The organism is Pseudomonas putida (assembly GCF_001941965.1).
Taxonomy (GTDB): domain Bacteria; phylum Pseudomonadota; class Gammaproteobacteria; order Pseudomonadales; family Pseudomonadaceae; genus Aquipseudomonas; species Aquipseudomonas putida_L.
Genome location: NZ_MKZO01000039.1, coordinates 1 through 24,163, shown reverse-complemented (window position 1 = coordinate 24,163; position 24,163 = coordinate 1). Strand labels below are relative to the sequence as shown.

Here is a 24,163-nt window from a genome sequence, read left to right as displayed (position 1 = left end):
ATGGGGTGTGGTTTCCGGGGCTCAGAAGCGATAGCGGGCCTGGGCGTAGACGTAGGAGCTGTCTTCGGTCTTGTCACCGATCGGCACTCCGAAATCGACGCGCAGGTCGACGCTGTCGATCGGCCGGGCCAGCAGGCCGATGGCGGCACCGCTCAGGTCCTGATGGTCGTCCTGGCCGACCAGCGGGTCCTTCAACCAGACCTGACCGTGGTCCAGGCGCGCAGTGGCCTGGTAGCGGTCGTTGTCCTTGAACAGCGAATAACGGCCCTCGAGGCTGGCGGTAAAGCCGTGGTCGCCCGAGTAGGTGGAAGGCGCGTGGCCGACCACCGAGTTGAAACCACCGACGCCCCACTGCTCGCTGGAGACCAGCGAATCCAGCGAGTACTGGCCGGCGATGCGCGGGATCACCAGGAAACGCGGGGTGATCTGTTGCAGGCGAGCCACGTCGAAGGTGAACTTGGTGAACTTGTTGTCCGCCTTGGCGGCGGCGCGGCTGGACATCAGCGAGTCGTCGTCCATGCCGCCCAGGGCTTCGCCGAGGCCGTAGTGCAGGCCGGCGGTGGCCAGGGTGCGGCCGTACAGGTCGGAGTTGTCCAGGTTCAGGCTGAAGCGCAGCTTGCGGATCTTGTCTTCGGCGGTACGCACGCCGAGGATGCTCTGCTCCAGGTCCTGGGATTCCAGCCAGGCTTCGGCGGTGACGATGCTGCGCGCGGAACGCACGAAGTCCTGGGACACGCCCAGGCCCCAGCTCTGGTTGTCACCCTCGATCTCCAGCACGCGATAGGTGTTGCCGACGTCGACGTTACCTTTCGAGAAGTAGGCGCGGGCCTTGGTGCCCTGGGCGTTGAGCGGCAAGCTGTAGTCGACGTAGCCGTACCACAGGTCGCCGTCGCCGACCGAAGTCAGGGCCAGGACGTTGGCTTCGTCGCCGTGGCCGGTCAGGTTGGCGAACTTCAGGCTCGGCATCAGGCGGGTTTCGCCGGTGTCCTTGCTGCCGTAGTTGTTGATTTCCATGGCGCCCTGGATGCGCGGCGCCTCGGTGACGTCGACCACCAGGTCGGTGGAACCGGTCTGCACGCCAGGCTGCAGGGTCGAGCTGACTTCGATGCCGGACAGGCGGTTCAGGTGGGTCAGCGCGCGCTCGACCTGCTCAAGGGTGAACGGCTTGCCTTCGACCACGCCGCCGGCGGTCAGGGCGTCGTGCACCTGTTCCGGGGTGAAGCGCTTGGCGCCGGTGACCTGGACATTGCCCAGCCAGCCTTCCAGCACCACCAGCTTGAGGGCCGGCTCGTTGGCGAAGTCCTGGGCCGGGACCACCACCTTGACCAGGCGGTAGTTGGCGGCCTGGTAGTAGGCCTCGATCTTGGCAGCCAGGGCCTTCATCTCGACCAGGCTCATGGGCCGGCCAATGTCGTTGGCGATCTGCGCGCTGAGCTGCTCGCTGGTGAAGGTGCGGTTACCGCTGAACTCGACGGCCTTGACCATCACCCGGCTCTGGGAGGCCTGGGCCGGAGTGGCCGGGGCCGCGCTTTCGCTGGCCATCGCGGCATTGGCTGTCATCACGGCAAAACCGAGGGAGCACAGCAGCGCCTTCGCCGGTACGGGGGAATTGAACATGGGAACCTTGCTGTCAGTTATTGGCGAGGAGGTTGCGCGGGACAGGTGTGTCGAGCGTCGTGATACATCCGGCATCGTTGTTTCTCTAGCGATTAAGCACACTCGAGCGACGCCCCAAAACAGGGCGACGAACAGTCCTTTGGTAAACCGTTTGCATTGTTTCGGGCATACGAGGCCCTGGCCGAAAAACAGTCAGCCACTTCATTTTCTTAGTTGGGCACACACAAGCGGCTTCGAGGAAGCTTGCACGCAAAGTAGTTTGCCACTCCCCCCGCAAGTCCGTCGCAGTCACGACCAATAGCATGGTCTGGGTAGAGTTGGCGCATTAATAGCGCCGTTAGCAATAACGGTCAACGGCAAGTTGCTGATATTTTTTGACGCCGAGGGTTTGACGCGACGAAGTGCAACTTTCATAAGTGCGCAAAATAATCGACCAATGGGTCAGAACCCTGCCCGCAGCCCTTGCAGGATAAGGGATTCACAGCGGCGAAAGGCTGCTTCGCAAATATTTTGCGCACCAGGCAAAATGCCGGAAGTTATACTTTTGGATACGAGCAGAAAACGTATTCGATGAGGCACCCATATAAATCGCATCTAGGAAACGCAGATAAAAGTATACGGGTATCAGCAGGAAAGTTAACAACCAAAAGAGAGCCGATACAAATAAACCAAAATAAATTTCAGAGAAAAACCCGAACAGAAAACTGCGAACCTATTAGAACAAATTAAAATAGAGAAAAAGTCCGGGTATATTGACGACCTGAGAGTCGGGTTCGGCGAGAAAAAACTCAAGGGAACATCGCATTCCATTGGTCAGTTACGAACGTCGAGCGCCGAAAAAGAGCACCGTTGAATCACGCCCGATTCGCTCCGAAGTCACCTGCTAAATAATGTGAAGCGCATCACAAAAACGACGCGGAGCAATGATTACGGGGGTGGCAGTCATCAGCCACTGTGAGCCGGCCTGGCCAGCAGGTAACTCGCCTTAGGGTGCAAAGATGCGTGGCTTCGAACAGATAGTTGATAGCTTAATGATGGCACCTCCATTTGGAGGTTATGCCTTTCCGCTATCACCCGAATGCCAGCTTACAACCAAAGATAGAACCCAACTGAATGGCCTTATAGCCATTTCGAATCACTCATGTGAGTGGATGTATCAAAATGTGAAATTCATTCCCGGGTCTGCCTGGATAGGCCCGGAGACCTTGTCGTACAACTAACCTGATGGCATACCAAGTGGCTGGATGATGGCAATCACATAGCGCCGGTCATCGGCAAAATGTTCATCGAACTGCTGTTACTGGAACTTCTTTGCAAATGCGTAGTCTGCGTCGAGTTGTGCTGTCCTCCCGGGCCTCATCGCTGGCAAGCCAGCTCCCACAGGTTCTGCGTGCGCCGCGGACACTGTGGGAGGCCCTGAGGAGAGACACTAGACCAAGGGCAATCTCACCTCGGCACACAAGCCACCCTCCTGCCGATTGCCCAAACGCAGCTCTCCCCCCAGGCTCACCGCCAGCTGCGCCGCAATCGCCAGGCCCAATCCCGTACCACCGGTATCCCGGTTACGCGAGCTTTCCAGGCGGTAGAACGGCTTCACCACTTCCCCCAGCAGTTCCTCGGGAACCCCCGGCCCGTTGTCCAGCACCTGGATCGACACGGCCTCCCCCTCCCCGACCGCCCGCACCCACGCTTCACCACCAAACTTGAGGGCGTTGTCGATCAGGTTGGTCAGCAGCCGACGCAACGCCTGCGGCCGGCTGCTGACCAGCAGATCGCCGGTTTCCAGCAGTTCCACCGCCCGCCCGACATCGCGGTAGTCGAACACCAGGCTGTCGAGAAACGCCTTCAAGCGGATCCGGCTCCGCGCCTCGGTCGAAGGCTCGGTGCTGCGGGCATAGGCCACGCCCTCCTTGACCAGGTGACGCATCTCCTCAAGGTCGCTGGCGAGCTTGTCCTTGTCCGCCGAGTCGTCCATGAACTCGACCCGCAGCTTCATCCGGGTGATCGGCGTCTGCAGGTCGTGGGAGATGGCGGCGAGCAGTTGCACGCGCTCCTTCACATAAGCGGCGATCCGCTCCTGCATGCGGTTGAAGGCTACGGCAGCCTGCACCACCTCGCTCGGGCCCTGTTCTTCCAGACGCTGGCCTTGCTGGTTGAGGTCGAGGTTTTCCACGGCGCTGGCCAGGTGGGCAAGCGGGCGCATCGCCGTGCGTACCGCCAGCCAGGTGCAGATCAACAACAGGGCAAGCTGCCCGAGCAACAGCACCGGCAACCACGGCGACAACGGCATGATCGACGGCCGCACATCAATGGTCAGCGGCTGGCCATCGGCGAAACGCAGGTGGGCCTGGTAATGCGGGCGGATGTCGGGAATATCGCGAAAGCTCAAGGCGTAGTGCGCGCCCAGGGTGGTCTTGATCGATTGCACCGAGGCCGGTTCGTCGGTCATCTCGATGCCCGCTTCGCCCTGGTCCAGTTGGTAGCTGTAGTTCGGTCGCTGCAGGCGCGGCAGCCAGACCGGGCGCTCCGCCGCCGGCAGGCGTTCGAGAATCGCCACCGAGGTGTCGATGTCCTGCTCGAAGTTGCTCAGCATCAGGGTCCGGGCGCTGCTGTAGCGCTCGAAGGTCTGCAGGCCGAACGACAGGCCATGGGCGAGGATCAGGCTGGCCAGGAAGATCAGCGACAGGCGCGAGGCCAGGCTGCGCGGCCAGCGCTTCATGAGCCGGCTCCGACCAGGCGCACCGGGAAGCTGAACACATAGCCTTCGCTGCGCACCGTCTTGATATAGGCCGGCTGGCGCGCGTCATCCAGCAGGCGCTGGCGCAGGCGGCTGACCATCAGGTCGATGGAGCGGTCGAACAGGTCAGCGTCGCGGCCCTGGGTCAGGTTGAGCAACTGGTCGCGACTGAGGATCCGCTGCGGATGGTCGAGGAATACCCGCAGCAAGCGGTATTCGGCCCCGCTCAAGGCGACCACGGTGTCCTGTGCATCGAGCAGGTGGCGCGCCGTGGTGTCCAGGCGCCAGGTGCCGAACTCAAGCAAGCGCGCCTGCTCGCTGACCTGCAGGTTCGGCGGCAGCATCCGCGTGCGTCGCAGCACGGCGTTGATCCGCGCCAGCAGCTCGCGGGCCGAGAACGGCTTGACCAGGTAATCGTCGGCGCCCATTTCCAGGCCGATGATGCGGTCGGTCTCGTCGTCCCGCGCGGTCAGCATCAATACCGGCGTGGCGCGGTGCTTGCCGGCGCGCAGTTCGCGACAGAGCACCAGGCCATCGTCGCCGGGGAGCATGATGTCGAGGATGATCAGGTCGACCTGGCCGGCTTCAAGGTAACTGCGCATCTGCCGGCCATCGGCGGCCAGGGTGGTGCGCATGCCGTTCTTCTTCAGGTAGTTGCCCACCAGTTCGCGGATTTCGCGGTCGTCGTCGACGATCAGCACGTGATCAGCGTTGGAGTCCATTGCAGTGGCCTTGCTCAGCGGGAGGTGCGCTGAGTCTAGCGAGACGCCCCGGGGCTGGCAGCAGCCTTTGTAGGGTTTTGTATCAGGACGGTACACAGATACCAAAAGCGACAGCAAAGGCCGTGGATCGACACATCCCGGATACCTCGGCGGCGTGAAATGCCTGGCAAGCGCCAATCTGCGGAGCGGCGCCCTCCCCCTCGCAACCGGAGAACGCCATGTTGATCATTGCCTTCCTGGGCGGCCTGCTGACCGTCCTCAGTCCCTGCATCCTGCCCGTCGTGCCCTTCGTCTTCGCCCGTGGCGGGCAGAGCCGCACGTCGATCCTGCTGACCCTCGGCGGCCTGGTCCTGACTTTCGCTGCCGTCTCGAGCCTGGCGGTGGTCGGCAGCGACTGGGTGGTCAAGGCCAATACCGGTGGCCGCTTCCTGGCCCTGGCGGTGCTGATGCTGTTCGCCCTGTCGCTGCTGGCGCCGCGCCTCGGCAGTTGGCTGGCCAGGCCCTTCGTGGCCCTGGGCAACCGGATCGCACCCAGGGCGTCGGCCTCGGGTCCGCTGGCTTCATTGCTGATCGGTGTCGCCACCGGCCTGCTCTGGGCGCCCTGTGCCGGACCGATCCTTGGCCTGATCCTCAGCGGTGCCATGCTCGCCGGGCCGAATGTCCAGACCAGCCTGCTGCTGCTCGCCTATGGCCTGGGCAGCGCGGTGTCCTTGGGCGTGCTGATCCTCGCCGGCAAGGGCCTGAGCCGGCGGCTGCGGCTGTCCCTGCCAACCCTCGAATGGCTGCGCCGCGGTACCGGCGTGGTGGTGCTGCTGGCCGCGGTCGGGATCGCCAGCGGCGGTACCCGCAGCCTGCTGGCGGACACCTCGTCGCAACTGTCCAACCGGGTCGAGCAGCAGGTGCTGAAGTCGGTCTCCACGGCCCTCGACCGCCTGATCGCCAAGGCCCAGGCCGCCACCGAACCGGACCTCTCGCCCAAGGGAAAAATGCCCTCGCTGGGCGGTGCCGTGGAGTGGATCAACTCCCCTGAACTCAGCGCCGAAGCCCTGCGCGGCAAGGTGGTGCTGGTGGATTTCTGGACCTTCGACTGCATCAACTGCCAGCGCACCCTGCCCTATGTGAAGCAATGGGCCGAGCGCTACGGCAAGGACGGCCTGGTGGTGATCGGCGTGCATACCCCGGAATACCCCTTCGAGCGGGTCCCGGCCAACGTGCGCAAGCAGGTGCAGAAGCTCGGCATCACCAACCCGGTGGCGATCGACAACGACTACGCCATCTGGCGCCAGTTCGCCAACCAGTACTGGCCCGCCCACTACCTGATCGATGCCACGGGCCAGGTGCGCTACGCCCACTTCGGCGAGGGCGCCTATGCCACCCAGGAACACGTCATTGAAGAACTGCTGGCCGAAGCCAAAACCACTCACTGAAGGAGCCTGACCATGAACACCCTCACCTCGATCTTCGCCGCCACCGCCCTGCACCTGGGCCTGCTGGGTGCCGTCCATGCCGATCAGGCCAGCACGCCGCAGATCGTCCCGATTGTCGCCGGCAGCCACACGACCCTCGGCCCGCTCAAGCACATCAAGGCCGGACTGCTGGATGTCGCCTATGCCGAGGTCGGCCCGGCCGATGGCCCGGTGGTGATCCTGCTGCACGGCTGGCCCTACGACATCCATAGCTACGCGGATGTCGCGCCAGCGCTCGCCGAACAGGGTTACCGGGTGCTGATCCCCTATGCCCGGGGCTATGGCGAAACCCGCTTCCTCTCGCCGAAGACCCTGCGCAACGGCCAGCCGGCGGCGCTGGCGGAGGACCTGATCGCCTTCATGGATGCACTGCAGGTGAAGAGCGCGGTACTCGGCGGTTACGACTGGGGTGCACGGACCGCGGACATTGTCGCGGCGCTGTGGCCGGAGCGGGTCAAGGCGCTGGTGGCGGTCAGCGGCTACCTGATCGGCAGCCAGGAACTCGGCAAAAAACCGTTGCCTCCGGCTGCCGAGTTGCAATGGTGGTACCAGTTCTACTTCGCCACTGAGCGCGGTCGCGAAGGCTATGCGCAGAACACCCAAGACTTCGCCAAACTGATCTGGAAGACCGCCTCGCCGCAGTGGCAGTTCGACGATGCCACCTACGACCGCAGTGCCGCGGCGCTGGCCAACCCGGACCATGTTGCGGTGTCGGTGTACAACTACCGCTGGCGGCTGGGCCTGGAAAAGGGCGAGGCACGCTATGACGCCATCGAGAAAAAGCTCGCCGGCTTCCCCGCGATCACGGTGCCGAGCATTGCCCTGGAAGGTGACGCCAATGGCGCGCCGCACCCGCCGGCCGAGGCGTATGCCAAGCGCTATACCGGGAAGTACGAGTACCGCCTGATCGAGGGCGGCGTGGGGCATAACCTGCCGCAGGAAGCGCCACGGGCGTTTGCCCAGGCGATCGTGGATGTGGATCGGATGTAGCCATCTCAAGTACACCACATCACCCTGTGGGAGCTGGCTTGCCAGCGATGACTTAGGTGAATTCACCGTCGCTATCGCTGGCAAGCCAGCTCCCACAGGGTCCGCGGCGCTCCTGCCGTTCTGGTTGCCCAGGTCTCGGCGGCCTGCGTATCCTGCCCCGGCCTACACAAGCACAAGGCCTCCCCACATGTGGCACATCGACCCGATCTCCCTGCGCCTGTTCATCGCGGTCTGCGAGGAAGGCACCATCGCCCGCGCCGCCGAGCGCGAGTTCATTGCGCCGTCGGCGGTGAGCAAGCGCATCGCCGATATCGAGGCCGACCTTGGCGTGCCGATGCTGCGCCGCAGCAAGCGCGGGGTGACGCCGACCCCGGCCGGCCAGGCGCTGTTGCGCCATGCCCGGCAACTGATGCTGAGCATGGAGCGCCTGCAGGGGGAAATCAGCGAGTACGCCGAGGGTGCGCGGGGGCATGTGAAGGTTCACGCGAATATCTCGTCGATCATGGAGTTCCTCCCCGAGTCGCTGTCATCGTTCATGATGGCCAACGAGAATATCCGCGTGGATGTGGAGGAGCGCTTCAGCTTCGATGTGGTGCGCGGTGTGCTGGAGGGCCAGGCCGACCTGGGGATCTGCCGAAAGACCGTGTCCACCAGCGAGCTGGAATTCATCCCCTACCGGCGCGATCACCTGGCGCTGGTGGTCAACGAGCGGCATCCGCTGGCCGGGCGCAGCAGCATTACCCTCGGCGAGACCCTCGATTACGAGCATATCGGCCACTCGGCCTTCGCCACCCTCAACAGTTTCATGCAGAACACCGCCCAGGAACTGGGCCGGGAGCTGCGCATCCGCGCCCATGTGTCGTCGTTCGATGCGGCTTACCGGCTGGTCCAGGCCGGATTGGCCCAGACCATCCTGCCGCGGGAAGCAGTGACGCGCTATGCGGCGATGTTCGGGTTGAAGGTGATTCCGCTGACCGATGCCTGGGCCAAGGGGGAGTTCGTGATCTGCGTGCGTGACCAGGAGGCGCTGTCACCTTCGGCGCGGCGGTTGTTGAATCATCTGTTGGCGGAGATGCCGACATAGCTGGCTGAATCGCCCCCTGTGGGAGCTGGCTTGCCAGCGATGGGGCCGGCCTGTGCAACGATGTTGTCAGATAGGGCCAAATCGCTGGCAAGCCAGCTCCCACAGGGTTCTGTGCAAGCCGCATCGATCCATCGCCATCCACGATGGATACCCCCGCCAAAGACGTCTTTTCCCCCGCCCGCCCCCTGCCTACCTTAGGCGGCAAGATCACCCCGCGAGAGATGCCATGACAAGAATAATCATCAATGAAGTCGGCATGCGCGATGGCCTGCAAAGCCTGCAGAGCATCATGCCCACCGACGACAAGAAACGCTGGATCGACCAGGCCTACGCCGCCGGCGTGCGCCATATGGAAGTCGCCTCCTTCGTCCCCCCCCGCCTGCTGCCACAGATGGCCGACGCCGCTGAAGTGGTCGCCCATGCCCTGACCTACCCGGACCTGAACGTCACCGTGCTCGCCCCCAACCTGCGCGGCGCCGAGAATGCCCTGGCCTCCGGCGCCCAGCGCATCGTCGCGCCCATTTCGGTCAGCGCCGCCCATAGCCAGGCCAACGTGCGCCGCTCCCCGGAAGAGATGGTCGAGGAATTCGCCCGCATGTGCGACCTGCGCAGCAGCAGCGGGCGCGACAACGTCATCATGGTCGCCGGCATGTCCACCGCCTTCGGCTGCACCCGCCAGGGCGAAGTGCCCTTGGCCGACCTGTGCGCCCTGGTCCGTCGCGTGCTGGAAACCGGTTGCGAACAGATTTCCCTCGGCGATACCACCGGCTACGCCACCCCGGGCCAGGTCGGCGAGACCATCGATGCGGTCCGCGAGATCGCCGGCGCGAAGCTGCAAGCCGCACACTTCCACGACACCCGCGGCCTGGCCCTGGCCAACAGCCTGGTGGCAGTGCAGCACGGTATCACCGAGGTGGACGCCTCCCTCGCCGGCCTCGGCGGCTGCCCCTTCGCCCCCGGCGCCTCGGGCAATACCGTGACCGAAGACCTGGTGTTCATGCTGCAGAGCATGGGCTACGCCACCGGCATCGACCTGCAGCGCCTGATCGCCAGTCGCGAGCTGCTCAGCCGCGCCCTGCCCGGCGAGCCGCTGTACGGCTATATCGCCCGCGCCGGCCTGCCGAAGAACTTCGTCGCCCCCTCCGCCTGAGGAAACCACCATGCAACAGTTGCCACTCGACGGCGTGCGCGTCGTGGAAATGTCCCATATGGTCATGGGCCCCACCTGCGGGATGATCCTCGCCGACCTCGGCGCCGAGGTGATCAAGGTCGAACCGCTCAAGGGCGACGGCACCCGCCGCCTGCTCGGTGCCGGCGCCGGCTTCTTCCGTACCTTCAACCGCAACAAGCAGAGCCTGGCGGTGGATGTCGAGACGCCCGAGGGCCGCGATGCGGTGCTCAAGCTGCTGGACAGCGCCGATGTGTTCATCGAGAACTTCAAGCCCGGGCGCATGGACGCCCTGGGCTTTGGCTACAGCGCCTTGAAAGCCCGCAATCCGCGGCTGATCTATGCCACCCACAAGGGCTTTCTCGCCGGGCCCTACGACAAGCGCCTGGCCCTCGACGAAGTGGTGCAGATGATGGCCGGCCTGGCCTATATGACCGGGCCGGTGGGCCGGCCACTGCGCGCCGGCAGTTCGGTCAACGACATCATGGGCGGCATGTTCGGCGCCATTGCCGTGCTCGCCGCGCTGTTCGAGCGCCAGCGCAGCGGCCAGGGCCGCGAGGTGCAAAGCGCGCTGTACGAGAACTGCGTGCTGCTGGCCGCCCAGCATATGCAGCAATACGTGGTCACCGGCGAGGCGGCGGCACCGATGCCCAACCGCATCAGTGCCTGGGCCATCTATGACGTGTTCGTTTTTGCCGGCGGCGAGCAGATGTTCGTCGCCGCCACCGGCGACGGTCAGTGGCGCACCCTGTGCACCCTGCTCGGCCAGCAAGCGCTGATGAACGATCCGACCCTGGCCACCAACAACGACCGGGTGTTGCAGCGCCCGCGCCTGCTGGCCCACCTGGCGGAGATCTTCGCCACCCTCGATGCGCAGGAACTGGCACCGCAACTGGAAGCCAACGGCATTCCTTTCGCGCCGATCCGCCGTCCGGAAGAACTGTTCGACGACGAGCACCTGATCCACAGCGGCGGCCTCGCCCGCCTGGAGCTGGAAGACGGCAGCCATACCGAGATGCCCCTGCTGCCCTTCTCCCTCGATGGCGAACGCCTGGGACCACGCCGCCCCATCGCGCGGATCGGCGAAGACACCCTCACGGTGATGCGCGATCTCGGCTACAGCGATGACGAAATCGCCCGCCTGCGCGATGCCGGCGTGCTGCGCAGCGAACAATAAGAACGAGGACTGCAAGATGGCGATCTATGAATACGACGGCCAGCGGCCGGAACTGCACGACAGCGTCTACGTGGCCGAGGACGCCACGGTGATCGGCAAGGTGGCCCTCGGCCAGGGCGCCAGTGTCTGGCCCCAGGCGGTGCTGCGTGGCGACAACGAACTGATCGAGATCGGTGCCGGCAGCAATGTCCAGGAAGGCGCGGTGCTGCATACCGATCCGGGCTTCCCGCTGCGGGTCGGCAATGACGTGACCATCGGCCACCAGGTGATGCTGCACGGTTGCCAGATCGGCGACGGCAGCCTGATCGGCATCCAGTCGGTGATCCTCAATGGCGCGGTGATCGGCAAGAACTGCCTGGTCGGCGCCGGCTCAGTGGTTCCCGAAGGCAAGGTCTACCCCGACAACTCGTTGATCCTCGGCGTGCCGGCCAAGGTAGTGAGGGAACTCACCGACGAAAGCATCAGCAGCTTCCACAAGAACGCCCATGATTATGTGGAGCGTGCACAGATCCACAAGCGGACCCTGATCCGCATCGCCTGACCTGAACCCGCCGCCCACGCAGGCGGCAAACACTCTCCGCACAATTACAAGAATGGAGAACACCATGACCACGTCCTCGACGGCGCTGGACATTCCACACGCCTCTGCACGCCTCAACGAACTGCTGCTGTACCGCCGGGTGGCCTGGCGGATCATGCCGCTGGCGATCATCTGCTTCCTGTTTTCCTATTTCGACCGCATCAACATCAGCTTCGCCAAGACCCAGATGCAGGCCGAACTGGGCCTGAGCGACGCCGCCTACGGCCTGGCGGCGAGCATGTTCTTCATCGGCTACGTGCTCTTCGAAGTGCCCAGCAGCTGGGGCCTGAAGAAGTACGGGGCGCCGGCGTGGATCTGCCGGATCATGATTTCCTGGGGCCTGGCCACCGCCGCCCTGGTCTTCGCCTATACCCAGTACACCCTGTACTTCCTGCGTTTCCTGATCGGTGTGATGGAGGCCGGCTTCGGCCCGGCGATCCTTTTCTATCTCGCCTGCTGGTTCCCCAAGCGCTACCTGGCGCGGATCAACGGCCTGTGGTTCCTCGCCGTGCCCCTGGCCGGTGCGGTAGGGTCGCCGGCCGCCGGGCTGATCCTCGGCAAGATGGACGGCCTGCTGGGGCTGGCCGGCTGGCACTGGCTGTTCCTGCTCTCCGGCCTGCCCTGCGTGCTGCTCGGCCTGGCGGTGCTGTGGAAGCTGGACAAGGACATCGACTCGGCGAAATGGCTGAGCCCGGAGGAAAAGCACCAGCTCAAGGAAAACCTCAAGGCCGATCGCAAGGCGGACAGCAACAGCCACGGCTCGATCTGGCGGGTGCTGTTGACCTGGGAGGTCGGGGTGTTCGCGCTGATCTATTTCGTCATCAAGAGCGCCAGCTACGGCCTGAATTTCTGGATGCCCAACCTGATCCAGATGTCCGGGGTGCACGACCTGCTGACGGTCGGGCTGCTCAGTTCCTCGCCCTATATCGTCGCCTGCATCGGCATGCTGGTGGTGACCCGGCGCTCGGACAAGACCGGCGACCGCAAGAGCTACCTGCTCTGGTGCATGGTCGCCTCGGCCATCGGCTATATCCTCGCCTGCGGCTTCTCGGGCAATCCGGTGGCGCTGATGCTGGCACTGGTCCTGGCGACGGCCGGCACCTTCATTGCCATCCCGGTGTTCTGGACCATTCCCCAGTCGACCTTCTCCGGGCTGGGCATTGCCACCGGCACCGCAGCTATCAACTCGCTCGGCCAGTTGAGCGGCATCGTCTCGCCGGCCATGGTCGGCTTCGTCAACGACCTGACCGGGGTCAGCTACATGGGCATGCTCTCCATCGTCCCGCTGATCCTCGGCTGCGTCGTGCTCATCGCGGTGTTCGTGAAGAACCCGGCGAAAGCCTGAGCCCTCCCCTGTGGTCGGGCAGGTCTTCAGCCCGACCCGCTCCTGAAGGTAATAACAATGACAACAAGCACCTCCTGGTGGGCTTGCGCCGTGGGCGCGGGTCTGGGTTTCACCCTGCTCGCGCCGCAGGCTTCGGCGGATTTCCTGGCCGACGGCAAGGGCAAGCTGGAACTGCGAAATTTCTATTTCAGCCGGGATTTCCGCGATGGGTTTCCCAGCCAGTCGAAACGTGAGGAATGGGCGCAGGGTTTTATCGTCAACTGGCAGTCAGGCTTTACTTCGGGGCCGGTGGGCTTCGGCGTGGATGCCATTGGCATGCTCGGGCTCAAGCTGGATTCCAGTCCGGATCGTTCAGGCACCGGGTTGCTGCCGCGCAATGCCGACGGCCGTGCCGAGGACGATTATTCGAAGACGCTGGTGACCGCCAAGATGCGCTTCGCCAAAAGTGAACTGCGCTATGGCGGACTGAATCCGGTGCTGCCGCTGATCGCCTCGAACAACAGCCGGCTGTTGCCGCAGTACTTCAATGGCGGGCAACTGACCTCCCGGGACCTTGGCGACTTCACCTTCCACCTTGGCCGGGTCGACAAGGTCAAGCAACGCGACTCGGCGGATTCGGAAGAGCTGACCACCATGGCCCAGGTGGGTGCCTGGTCCACCGCGATCCATAGCGACAGCTACACCTATGGCGGCGTCGATTACCAGCCGGTGCCCGAGCTGACCCTGAGCGCTCACGCCAGCGAACTGGAGGATTTCTACCGGCGTACCTATCTTGGGCTGAAATACTCGCTGCCGCTGGGGCCGGGCAAGGTGTTTACCGAGATCCGTCACTTCACCGCGCAGGAGACCGGGGCGAAGCTGATCGGCGAAGTGGATAACCGGGTGATCAGCAGCAACTTCGGCTATCAGCTGGGCGGGCACCGGATCAGTGGCGGGTACCAGAAGGTGGCCGGGGATACGGCCTATGCCTATCTCGGGGGGACCGATACCTACCTGTTCAGCGAGCAGCAGGCCTATACCTTCTCCCTGCAGGACGAGCGGGCCTGGCATGCGCGGTATGACTATGACTTTGCGGCGCTTGGGATTCCCGGGCTGAGCTTCACCCTGCGTTATGTGAAGGGAGATGACGTCGATGTCAGCCATGTGTCCACGCGCAAGGCCGCGTTGCTGCGGGCTGCCGGAGAGGACGGGCATGAATGGGAACGGACCACGGACCTGGCCTATGTGGTCCAGAGCGGGCCGTTGAAGAACCTCGGGCTGAGGTGGCGCAATGCGACGGCGCGGTCGAATCTGCAGGATGGGGTGGATGAAAATCGGGTTATTGTCAGTTACGAGATAGCGTTCTAGGTGAGCGCGCCGCATACCCTGTGGGAGCTGGCTTGCCAGCGATTTGGCCCGACCTGAAAACATCATCGCCATTGTCGGCCTCATCGCTGGCAAGCCAGCTCCCACAGGGTCTGCGGTGCGCTTTCGGAATGTTGACTACGACTTCAACCAGGCGCGCCAGCCGCCCCACTTGCTGATGTCCTGCGCTCCCTCAAGCCCGTAGGCGTCACAGACGAAGCCAGTCTCCCAGCGTCCATCCTCCAGCTCGACCTTGCCCAGCCCCAACGGCGCCGGAATCTCGCTGAGGAACGCACCCAGCGCGGCACTCGGCACCTGCCAGACCTCCATCGCAATCGCCACGCCATCACTGGCAACCCGCACCATCCCCGGCCGCTGCACAGGCCCGCCCGCCAGGGCATACAACCGGTAATTCGGCGAGCTTCGGATCGCCTCGACCAGCGTCGCGCCACGCTGCTTCAGTTGCCAGTTGAGCGCCAGCCCTTCCAGGTGAGCACCACAGACCACAACCCGGACCTGATCGTTGCGCGCTTCACGGGCAGGCGTTTCAAGACCTTGATAAGCACTCGCCAGACTCAGCAGGTACTGATCGGTAAACGCCCGCCCGAACAGGGTGACGCCCCACGGCAAACCGTTCGCCATGATCCCGCTGGGCACCGCGACCGCCGCATAATCCAGCAGGTTCATGAAGTTGGTGTAGTAACCCAGTTCGGCATTGCGCAGCACCGGTTCCTCGGCCAGTTCGGCCAGGGTCACAGGTCGACCGATGGTCGGAGTGAGCACGCACTCCAGCCCGACCAGCAGCCGGTCGCATTCCGCTTTGAGCTCTTGCAAACGGTAATGGGCCCGGAAGGTATCGACACCACTGACCTGCGGCGCCTTGGCCAGCACCGCATGGATCACCGGCAACACGGCTTCCGGCTGGGTACGTGCCAACTCGCCGACCACGCTGTAGCGCTCGGCCACCCACGGGCCTTCGTACAGCAGCCGGGCGGCCTCGAGGAACGGTGAGAGATCCAGCGTCACCGCCTCGCCCCCCAGCGCCTGCAGGCGCTCCACCGCTGCCGCGAACAGCGCCGGGCCTTCCTGACAGCCGAAGAACTCCAGGTCCTGCTCCCGTGGCACACCGAAGCGGAATTTGCCCACACGGCCAAAAGCACTGCCCAGGTTCCAGCCGGCATTGGCCCGGCTGTACTCGTCACGCGGGTCCTGCACCGCCAGCAGTTGCAGCAACTGGCTGGCCTCTGGAGCGGTGGCGGTGAAGGTGGTCACGCAGTCCAGGGTGCGGCAGGCCGGGACCACGCCAGCGGTGGAGATCAATCCTTTACTGGCTTTGAGACCCACCAGGTTGTTCAACGCTGCCGGTACCCGGCCGGAGCCTGCGGTGTCCGTGCCGAGGGCAAAACTGGTCAGCCCCAACGCCACGGTCAGCGGCGATCCGGCACTCGAACCACCCGACGGATACTCTTCCAGCACGCTGTTGATACAGGCACCATAAGGCGAGCGCGTACCGTTGAGGCCGGTGGCGAACTGGTCCAGGTTGGTCTTGCCCAGCGGCACCGCACCCAGCCTGATCAACTGCTCGACCACCGTGGCCGAACGCTCCGGTACATAGGCGAATGCCGGGCAGGCGGCCGTGGTCGGGATGCCGGCGAGGTCGATATTGTCCTTGATCGCGAAGGGCACACCGTACAGCGGCAGGCTCTCCAGGGAAGCACCGTCCAGCGCCGCCAGATACGGCTCCAGCTCTTCGACGCTCAACAGATGAATGAACATGTTGAAGCGCGGATTCAGTTCCGCCGCTCGCTCGCGCAGCGCCAGAATCAGGTCCCGCGCCGAGTATTCACCAGCGCCATAACCCTTGCGCAGCGCATCCAGTTGCAGATTCACCTTCATGCCTCACCTCCTTCCAGTACCACCACCCGTTGCCCCGCACGCACCGCCGAGCCCGGCTCGACCCGTACTTCCCGCACGACCCCGGCGCACGGCGCCAGCACCGGTATCTCCATCTTCATCGACTCCAGCACCACCAGCGCCTCCCCGGCCGCGACGCGCTGGCCGACAGCGACCTGGACCTGCCAGAGATTGCCGGCGATGGCGCTTTCCACACCGGTCTGCCCGGCCGGCAGTGGCGCCTCTTCACCGACCTCGGCCACCGCCTCGGTGGATTCGAAATGCGCCTGCCCGCTGTCGATCCAACGCTGGCGCTCGGCCGCGAACGCCGCCTGCTGCTGGTCGCGGAAGGCCTGGATGCTCGGCGCCTCCTCGGCCAGGAACTGCTGGTAGTCGGCCAGGCGCAACTGGCTCGGCTCGATCGCCAGGTCGAAACGACCCAGCGGGAAATCACGGCGAATCTGCTCCAGTTCCCCGGCGCTGACCGGGTAGAAGCGGATCTGGTCGAAGAAGCGCAGCAACCACGGCTTGCCGTCGAACGCCTCGACCTCGCGATAGCGGTTCCACATCTGCAGGGTGCGACCGACGAACTGGTAGCCCCCCGGCCCTTCCATGCCGTACACGCACATGTAGGCACCGCCGATACCCACGGAGTTTTCCGCGGTCCAGGTGCGCGCCGGGTTGTACTTGGTGGTGACCAGGCGATGCCGCGGGTCCAGCGGCGTAGCCACCGGTGCGCCGAGGTAGACGTCGCCCAGGCCCATGACCAGGTAGCTGGCGTCGAACACCGTGCGCTGCACCTCGTCGAGGTTCGGCAGGTCGTTGATGCGGCGGATGAACTCCAGGTTGCTCGGGCACCAAGGGGCGTCCTTGCGCACCGTGGTCATGTATTTCTCGATGGCCAGCTGGCAGGCCGGGTCGTCCCAGGACAGCGGCAGGTGGACGATGCGCGACGGCACTTGCAGGTCCTTGGCAGCACATACCATCTGCCATTCACCGGCCACGACTTCCAGCAGATGACCAAGCGGCAGACGCTCCGGCTGGTAATGGACCTGCAGCGAGCGAATGCCCGGGGTCAGGTCGATCACGCCGGCCAGGGCCTTGGCCTCCAGCGCCTGCATCAGCGCATGGCCACGGAAACGCAGGACCAGGTCCAGTTCGGCGGCGCCGATTTCCAGCAGCAAGTGGGTATCACCCGCCAGACGGGCGACCAGACGGGTATCGTCCGCGCCGATATCGAGGACGATGGGAGACAGCAGGTCCTGTTCGGATACCGCCTCCTCCGGCTCGTCCAGCAGCGCGGCGCAGGCCAGCTTGCGGGCCTGCGCCAGCGACGTCGGCACGAAGCGCACCTTGTCCCCCGCCTTGAGCTGGCCGAGCTGCCAGAGATCGGCCTCGATCACCGTCACCGGGCAGACGAAACCGCCCAGGCTCGGGCCATCCGGGCCGAGGATCACCGGCATGTCACCGGTGAAGTCCACCGCGCCGATGGCGTAGGGATTGTCGTGGATATTCGACGGATGTAACCCGGCCTCGCCGCCATCGGCACGGACCCATTCCGGTTTCGGGCCGATCAGGCGCACGCCGGTACGGCTGGAGTTGAAGTGCACCTCCCAGTCGGTGGCGAAGAAGGTGCGGATGTAGCTTTCGGTGAAGTACTCCGGAGCGCCGTGGGGACCGTAGATCACCCGGATCTGCCGGGTAGCGGCCAGCGCTGGTTGCGCGGGCAGCGTGGCGCCTGCCGACGCATCCTCCAGCGGCGCCAGGTGCAGCACATCCCCGGCACGCAGTGCACGGCCGCCATGGCCGCCGAACTGGCCGAGCATGAAGGTGCTCTGGCTGCCCAGGTACGCCGGCACCTGGAGGCCGCCGCGCACACAGAGGTAAGCCCGGGCGCCGGCACCGGCGATGGTGCCCAGGGCCAGCAGGCTGCCGGCCTTGACCAGCACGCTGGTGTTCATGGCGATGGCCTGGCCGTCCAGTGTCGCCGGGATCACGGCGCCGGTCACGGCGATCACCGCATCGGTGTTGAAGCGCAAGGTCGGACCGCTCATGGTCACTTCCAGGCCTGCGGCACCTTCCGGATTGCCGAGCAACTGGTTGCCCAGGCGCAGGGCGCGGCTGTCCATCGGGCCGGAGGGCGGTACACCGACGGCCCAATAGCCCAGGCGCCCCGGGTAATCCTGCACGCTGGTCTGGGTGCCGCCGCTGAGCACTTCGCAGGTGCTGGCGCGGTAGGTCAGGCCTTCGAGGCAACGGGTCCAGGGCTGACCGCTGACGAAGGGCGTGTCCTGGAGAATCTGGCGCAGGTAGTCGCGGTTGGTTTCGACGCCGTAGACCTGGCTGTCGCCGAGGGCGCGATGCAGTTGCTCCCGCGCCTGCTCGCGGTCTGCAGCCCAGACGATCACCTTGGCGATCATCGGGTCGAAGTACGGCGGGATTTCGCAACCGGCGCTGACCCAGGTGTCGATCCGCAGCGCCTTGCCGTCCGCCTCGGGGAAGCTGACGGCGGTGAGCAGGCCGGGGCTGGGCTGGAAGTCCTTGCCCGGATCCTCGGCATAGAGCCGCGCCTGCACGGCATGGCCCTCGGGCTTCAGCCCGGCAGCCAGTCGATGGAGCGGCGGCAGATCGCCGGCTGCCAGCTCGATCATCCAGCGCACCAGGTCCACGCCCCAGACCTGCTCGGTAACACCGTGCTCGACCTGGAGCCGGGTGTTCACTTCGAGGAAATAGAAACGCTGCGCATCGCTGTCGAAGACGAACTCGACGGTGCCGGCACTGCGGTACTTCACCGCGCGGGCCAGGCGGATCGCGGCGTCGCACAGGGCCTCGGCCATGCCTTCGGGCAGGTTCGGCGCCGGGGTTTCCTCCAGCACTTTCTGGTTGCGGCGCTGCACCGAGCAGTCGCGCACGCCCAGGGCGAGCACCTCGCCGGCACCATCGCCGAACACCTGCACTTCCAGATGGCGAGCGCGTTCGATGTACTTCTCGATAAACACGCCGGCATCGCTGAAGTTGTTCTGGCCCAGGCGCTTGACCGCCTCGAAGGCGTCTTCCAGCTCCGCCGCCGAGCGGCACACGCGCATACCGATGCCGCCACCGCCCGCCGTGCTTTTCAGCATCACCGGGTAGCCAACCGAGTCGGCGGCCTGCAAGGCATCGCCGAGGCTGTCGAGCAGATCGGTGCCTTCCAGCAGCGGCAAGCCTTGCTGGCGCGCCAGATCACGGGCGGTGTGCTTGAGGCCGAACAGGCGCAACTGCTCCGGCGTCGGGCCGACGAAGACCAGCCCGGCCGCCTCGCAGGCTTCGGCAAAGGCAGCATTTTCGGAAAGGAAACCGTAGCCGGGATGGATGGCCTGCGCCCCGCTCTCTCTGGCGGCAGCGAGGATCTTGTCCACGGCAAGATAAGTACCCGCCGCAGCGCCCTGCCCCAGGCTGATGGCCTGGTCGGCCTCGAGGATATGACGGCTGGCGAGATCGGCTTCGGAGTAGACCGCGACGCCCTGCACCTTCAGCTCGCGCAAGGTGCGCAGGACGCGGCAGGCAATGGCGCCACGGTTGGCGATCAGCAGTTTTTCGAACATGACAACGTCCCCGGAGGGGTGCGGGCCGTCCCGCAGTTGTTTGGAGGTCTCGGGGTCGTCCCCGGACGGCAGATCAGACGCGCTTGTCGGTTTTCAGCTGGCCGAAACGGGCCTGGCAGGCGCTGAAGAAGCACAGGCGGACCTGGCGCAGCAGGGCTTTCAGTTCCATATCAGCAGCTCCGCCGGGGTCGGGTTGTAGCCGTTGCACGGGTTGTTCAGTTGCGGGCAGTTGGAGATCAGCACCATCACGTCCATCTCGGCCTTGAGCTGCACGTACTTGCCGGCGGCGGAGATGCCGTCCTCGAAGGTCAGGCCGCCCTCGGGGGTGACCGGGACGTTCATGAAGAAGTTGATGTTCGGGCTGATATCGCGCTTGCCCAGACGGCCGTCGTGGCAGCAGGCGCGCAGGTAGTTGTCGCGGCAACTGTGCATATGGCGCTTGTCGAGGGCGTAGCGCACGGTGTTGCTCTCCTGGGCGCAGGCGCCACCGAGGGTGTCGTGGCGGCCGCAGTTGTCTTCGACGATGGTCAGCATCGGCCGGCCGAGGTTGGAATACAGCACGCTGCCGACGCCCAGGTAGACGTTGCCCTGGCGCCGCAGGGTGCGCTGCACGTCATAGCGTTCGCGGGGGTTGGCGACGCTGTAGAACAGGGTGTCGATGGCCTGGTTGCCTTCGAGGTCGAGGATCCGCAGGGTCTGGCCGGCCTTGACCTCGGTGAGCCACGGCTCGCCGGCGGGGATGGTGGCGCGGTAGATCGCGGTGTCGGCTTGCAGGGATGACGTCATGACGGGTCCTCAGGCGAACAGGCGTTGGGTGTTGAGGAAGCCGCGCTCGTTCTCCGGGCGCGAGGTGCGGCAGTGTTCGGCAACGCTTTCATCGGCGCGGGCGAAGGTCAGTCGCACCGGCTTGGGCGTGTACTGCGCGGACGGGTCCATCGGGTGCTGCAAGGCGGTGACGATGAACAGGGTGTCCATCGGCGCATACAGCTCGATGGCATCGCCCGGCTGCGAATTGCCCTCGACGAAATGCAGGCTGCCATCGGCGCCCACGTCCACGCGGCTGAACAGGTTGAGGGGCATGGTCAGGTCGGACAGCTCCAGGCCCCACTTGCCCATTTCCACCAGCAGGTTGTCGGTGCCGTTGCGGTGGAAGCGGTTGCGCAGTTCCTGGTAGCGGCCGGTGCCGTATTTCTCCTGGACTTCCTCGGCGTTGAGCACGCCGCCGATGCTGTCGCTCCAGCCGCAGGTGTCACGGGTGATCGCCGCCAGCACCCGGCCCATGTCCGAGTACAGGCAGTGGCCACTGCTGAGCTTGGCGGTGTGCTGGCACTTGAGGCTGTCCGGCAGGTTCAGGCGCTCGCTTTTTTCATGGGCGTTGAACAGCATCAGGCTGACGTTGGCGCCGCCTTCCAGGTCGGTGAAACGCACCTGCTGGCCGCGCTTGAGGACGAAGGACAGATGGCCGCCTCCGGGCAGGAATTCCTCTGCAAAAACGTTGGTGTCGGTCATGGTTAACCTCTTGCGTACGATTGAAGAAGCTCGGGTAATTCATCGGCCCGGGCTGCGAGGCGTTTGCCGTTGAGTGGCAGGTCGTAGGTGACCCGTGAGCCAAATGCCGTGGGCGCGTGGGGGTCGTGGCGCACCTTGTCGAAGACCAGCAGGCGGGTGCCGAGGCTGAAGCCTTCGCTCAGGTCGTGGGTGACCATGAACACGGTCACCCCGGTCTCGCGCCACAGCTCGAGGAGCAAGGCATGCATGTCCTTGCGGATGCCCGGATCGAGGGCGCCGAAGGGCTCGTCGAGGAGCAGCACCTTGGGTTTCATGATCAGCGCCTGGGCAATCGCCAGACGTTGCTGCATGCCGCCGGAAAGCTGGCTGGCGTACTTGTCGAGGGCGTGACCGAGGCCGACCTTCTGCAGCAAGGCCGCCGCCTGCTCGCGAGCTTCGCGCTTGGCGCTGCCGAACAGGCGGCCCAGCAGCTTGGCCCGCGGCAGCTCCAGGCCAAGGGCGACGTTGTCCAGCACGCTCAGGTGCGGGAACACCGAATAGCGCTGGAACACCACGCCCCGGGCCGGATCGGGCTCGGCCACCAGGGGCTCGCCATTCAGCAGGATCCGCCCGCGGCTCGGCCGCTCCTGGCCCAGCAGCAGGCGCAGGAAAGTCGACTTGCCGCAGCCCGAGGCACCGACCATGGTGCAGAACTCGCCTTCAGCGATGTTCAGGTTCAGGCCTTCGAGCACCACATGCTGGTCGTATTCCTGCCAGACATTCTTCACCTGGATAAAGCTCATGCCCGTGCCCCCTCGTACCAGGGGAACGCACGGCGGGTCAGGGTCTTGAGCAGCCAGTCGGTCAACCAGGCGAGCAAGGTGATCCACACCACATAAGGCAGGATCACATCCATCGCCAGATAACGGCGGACCAGGAAGATCCGGTAGCCCAGGCCATCCTCGGAAGCGATGGCCTCCGCCGCGATCAGGAACAGCCAGGCCGAACCCAGCACCAGGCGCAGGGAAATCAGCAGGCGTGGCAGCAGTTGCGGCAGCACCACCCGCAGGATCAGGGTCCAGGAACTGGCGCCCAGGGTCTGGGCCTTGATCAGCAGTTCGGCGGGAATCTCCCGGGCACGCTGCTCCAGGTCACGGGCCAGGACCGGGGTGATGCCGATCACGATCAGCATCACCTTGGACAGCTCGCCCAGGCCGAAGACGATGAACAGGATCGGCAATATCGCCAGCGGCGGAATCATCGACAGCACCACCAGCAACGGCGACAGCGGCGCACCGAACAGCGGCAAGGTGCCCGAGGCGATGCCCAGGCACAGGCCGATCACGGCGCTGATCGCCAGGCCGACACCGAGGCGTTGCAGGCTGGAGGCGGTGTCCTGCCAGAGCAGGTAGTTGCCGCTGCGCTTGTCCTCGACGAACGCCATGCGCTCCACCGCCGCGCCCATCTGGGCCGCGCTGGGCAGCAGCTTGTCGTTGGGGTTCTCGGCCAGGCGCTGCGCCGAGCCGAGGAAATAGGCACAGAGCACCAGGGCGAACGGCAGCAGCATCAGCAGCAGCCGCGACGGGCGATCGGGATGGCGGTTGATCAGGCGCATGTTCACTCCTCGCTTACAGCGAACCGTCGACGGCCATGCGCACGTAGGTCGGGTCGAAGCGCAGCTTGAGGTTGTCGCGGTTGCCGAGGATGACGTCGTTGGCGAAGCTCATGCCCACCGCCTTGCTGTCCTTGGCGCCCTCGCCCAGCAGGCCGTGGTCGAAGGAGAAGCTGGCGACCTTGTCCATGGTCTTCGGCAGTTCGGCGCTGCTGACGAAGGTCAGTGCCGCCTTGGGCGTATCGAACAGGTAGGTGGTGGACAGCTGGCGCTCGAAACCGTCGAGGTCGGTGCCGGAGGCCTTGGCCATGTGCTCCAGGGCCTTGGTGCGCTCGGGCGAATCGCCGGCGATCAGGTCCATCACCTCGTACCAGGCGCCGGTCAGCGCCTTGCCCAGGGCCGGGTTGTCCTTGAGGGTCTGGGTATTGACCACCATCAGGTCGAGGATCTCGCCGGGGATGCGGCTGGAGTCGAAGACCTGGGTCACGCCAGGCTTGTTACGCACCTCTTCGAGCATCGGATTCCAGGTGGTCACCGCCTGCACGTCGGCGGTATTGAAGGCGGCGGCGATATCGGCGTCGGAGGTGTTGATCACCTTCAGGTCCTTCTCGCGCAGGCCGGCGGTGTCCAGGGCGCGGGCCAGCAGGTAGTGGGAGACGGACAGCTCGACCAGGTTGACGTCCATGCCCTTGAGGTCGTTCACCGTCTTGCCCGTGCCTTTCAGGACCACGCCGTCGTTGCCGTTGGAGAAGTCACCGACGATCAGCGCGGTGCTGTCGACGCCGCCGGCGGCGGGGATGGTCAGGGCGTCCATGTTGGTCATCGAGCAGCCGTCGAACTGGCCGGCGGTGTACTGGTTGATCGACTCGACGTAGTCGTTGACCTGGGTGAGCTTGATATGGATGCCGTACTTGCTCGCCCACTTGTCGACGATGCCTTCGGCGGCGGCGTATTCCCAGGGCATCCAGCCGGCGTAGATGGTCCAGCAGATATCGAAATCGGTCTTCGCCGCGGCGTTGGAGGCGGAGCTCGCGGACAGGGCCAGGCCGGCGGCGAGGAAGGCGGAAAGCAGGGACTTTCGCATGAAGTGACTCCAGTTGACGGTGGACGAACCAGGGAGCAGCACGACACTCATTGCAGTGAGTGGTCTGTCTCCCGGGCTTTTATCCCGCCGTGTAACCTCGAACTGGAGGTCGCCGGCTCTCGGTCCAGACGCCCGCAGAAGCGGACCGGAACCCTAGCCGACCTATTTTCAGATTGTGGTGCAATTTAGCTCGCGCTACTCCCGCACGGAGGGAAGTAATGCCAGAGGCGTGCCAAGTGGATGGCGGGGTGGGTTTTGCGGGGGTTCTGGGG

Annotated in this window: 18 protein-coding genes and 1 riboswitch; of the genes, 8 read left to right on the top strand and 10 right to left on the bottom strand. The window is 64.9% G+C overall.

Translation table 11 applies throughout. The annotated features are described in order from the left end of the window. Positions 1-21: 21 nt before the first annotated feature. The 3 genes from PSEMO_RS22085 to PSEMO_RS22075 form a co-directional block, all read right to left on the bottom strand. On the bottom strand, positions 22-1,617 hold the full coding sequence (locus tag PSEMO_RS22085; RefSeq protein WP_075805107.1) for a ShlB/FhaC/HecB family hemolysin secretion/activation protein: 1,596 nt from the start codon (positions 1,615-1,617) through the stop codon (positions 22-24). Between the two features lie 1,429 nt (positions 1,618-3,046). Next, complete coding sequence (locus PSEMO_RS22080; RefSeq protein ID WP_075805106.1) at positions 3,047-4,336, bottom strand: ATP-binding protein; 1,290 nt, start codon at positions 4,334-4,336, stop codon at positions 3,047-3,049. Further along, positions 4,333-5,076, bottom strand: coding sequence for a response regulator (locus tag PSEMO_RS22075; RefSeq protein WP_075805105.1), 744 nt, complete (start codon positions 5,074-5,076; stop codon positions 4,333-4,335). Before PSEMO_RS22075 ends, PSEMO_RS22080 begins: the two co-directional genes overlap by 4 nt. Before the next feature lie 218 nt (positions 5,077-5,294). Here PSEMO_RS22075 and PSEMO_RS22070 point away from each other — a divergent pair, with 218 nt between their 5' ends. The 8 genes from PSEMO_RS22070 to PSEMO_RS22035 all read left to right on the top strand — a co-directional run bounded on the left by PSEMO_RS22070 (position 5,295) and on the right by PSEMO_RS22035 (position 14,233). Further along, positions 5,295-6,503: a cytochrome c biogenesis protein DipZ gene (locus tag PSEMO_RS22070; RefSeq protein WP_075805104.1), complete on the top strand. Its 1,209-nt coding sequence runs from the start codon at positions 5,295-5,297 to the stop codon at positions 6,501-6,503. A 12-nt stretch (positions 6,504-6,515) separates the two neighbouring features. Continuing rightward, a complete protein-coding gene (locus tag PSEMO_RS22065; RefSeq protein ID WP_075805103.1) occupies positions 6,516-7,532 on the top strand; it encodes an alpha/beta fold hydrolase in 1,017 nt (338 codons plus the stop codon). A gap of 187 nt (positions 7,533-7,719) precedes the next feature. Beyond that, positions 7,720-8,616 (top strand): LysR family transcriptional regulator, encoded by an 897-nt coding sequence (locus PSEMO_RS22060; RefSeq protein ID WP_075805102.1) that lies wholly within the window; start codon positions 7,720-7,722, stop codon positions 8,614-8,616. Between the two features lie 226 nt (positions 8,617-8,842). Further along, positions 8,843-9,766 (top strand): hydroxymethylglutaryl-CoA lyase, encoded by a 924-nt coding sequence (locus tag PSEMO_RS22055; RefSeq protein WP_075805101.1) that lies wholly within the window; start codon positions 8,843-8,845, stop codon positions 9,764-9,766. A gap of 10 nt (positions 9,767-9,776) precedes the next feature. Further along, entirely contained in the window at positions 9,777-10,961 is a 1,185-nt protein-coding gene (locus tag PSEMO_RS22050; protein ID WP_075805100.1) for a CaiB/BaiF CoA transferase family protein, read from the top strand. Positions 10,962-10,977: 16 nt separating this feature from the next. Next, positions 10,978-11,502 (top strand): gamma carbonic anhydrase family protein, encoded by a 525-nt coding sequence (locus PSEMO_RS22045; protein ID WP_075805099.1) that lies wholly within the window; start codon positions 10,978-10,980, stop codon positions 11,500-11,502. 64 nt (positions 11,503-11,566) lie between these two features. Beyond that, a complete protein-coding gene (locus PSEMO_RS22040; RefSeq protein WP_075805098.1) occupies positions 11,567-12,886 on the top strand; it encodes an MFS transporter in 1,320 nt (439 codons plus the stop codon). Positions 12,887-12,943: 57 nt separating this feature from the next. After that, positions 12,944-14,233, top strand: coding sequence for an OprD family porin (locus PSEMO_RS22035; protein WP_075805097.1), 1,290 nt, complete (start codon positions 12,944-12,946; stop codon positions 14,231-14,233). A 135-nt stretch (positions 14,234-14,368) separates the two neighbouring features. On the opposite strand, the gene atzF is transcribed toward PSEMO_RS22035, so the two are convergent. The 7 genes from atzF to PSEMO_RS22000 form a co-directional block, all read right to left on the bottom strand. Next, a complete protein-coding gene (gene atzF / locus PSEMO_RS22030; RefSeq protein WP_075805096.1) occupies positions 14,369-16,126 on the bottom strand; it encodes an allophanate hydrolase in 1,758 nt (585 codons plus the stop codon). Next, a complete protein-coding gene (gene uca / locus PSEMO_RS22025) occupies positions 16,123-19,707 on the bottom strand; it encodes an urea carboxylase (RefSeq protein WP_075805095.1) in 3,585 nt (1,194 codons plus the stop codon). Before uca ends, atzF begins: the two co-directional genes overlap by 4 nt. Positions 19,708-19,866: 159 nt before the next feature. After that, the gene (locus PSEMO_RS22020; RefSeq protein ID WP_075805094.1) at positions 19,867-20,493 is read right to left on the bottom strand and encodes an urea amidolyase associated protein UAAP2; all 627 of its coding nucleotides are present in this window, start codon (positions 20,491-20,493) and stop codon (positions 19,867-19,869) included. Between the two features lie 9 nt (positions 20,494-20,502). After that, positions 20,503-21,216, bottom strand: coding sequence for an urea amidolyase associated protein UAAP1 (locus PSEMO_RS22015; RefSeq protein ID WP_075805093.1), 714 nt, complete (start codon positions 21,214-21,216; stop codon positions 20,503-20,505). A gap of 2 nt (positions 21,217-21,218) precedes the next feature. Beyond that, positions 21,219-21,998 carry an ABC transporter ATP-binding protein gene (locus PSEMO_RS22010; protein WP_075805092.1) on the bottom strand — a complete coding sequence of 260 codons (780 nt, stop codon included), beginning with the start codon at positions 21,996-21,998 and terminating at the stop codon, positions 21,219-21,221. Continuing rightward, positions 21,995-22,810, bottom strand: a complete 816-nt coding sequence (locus PSEMO_RS22005) for an ABC transporter permease (protein ID WP_075805091.1) — start codon at positions 22,808-22,810, stop codon at positions 21,995-21,997. The genes PSEMO_RS22010 and PSEMO_RS22005 overlap by 4 nt, the downstream gene beginning before the upstream one ends. Positions 22,811-22,823: 13 nt before the next feature. Beyond that, a complete protein-coding gene (locus PSEMO_RS22000) occupies positions 22,824-23,891 on the bottom strand; it encodes a putative urea ABC transporter substrate-binding protein (RefSeq protein ID WP_075805090.1) in 1,068 nt (355 codons plus the stop codon). A 66-nt stretch (positions 23,892-23,957) separates the two neighbouring features. Next, positions 23,958-24,059, bottom strand: a riboswitch (guanidine-I (ykkC/yxkD leader). Between the last annotated feature and the right edge of the window lie 104 nt (positions 24,060-24,163).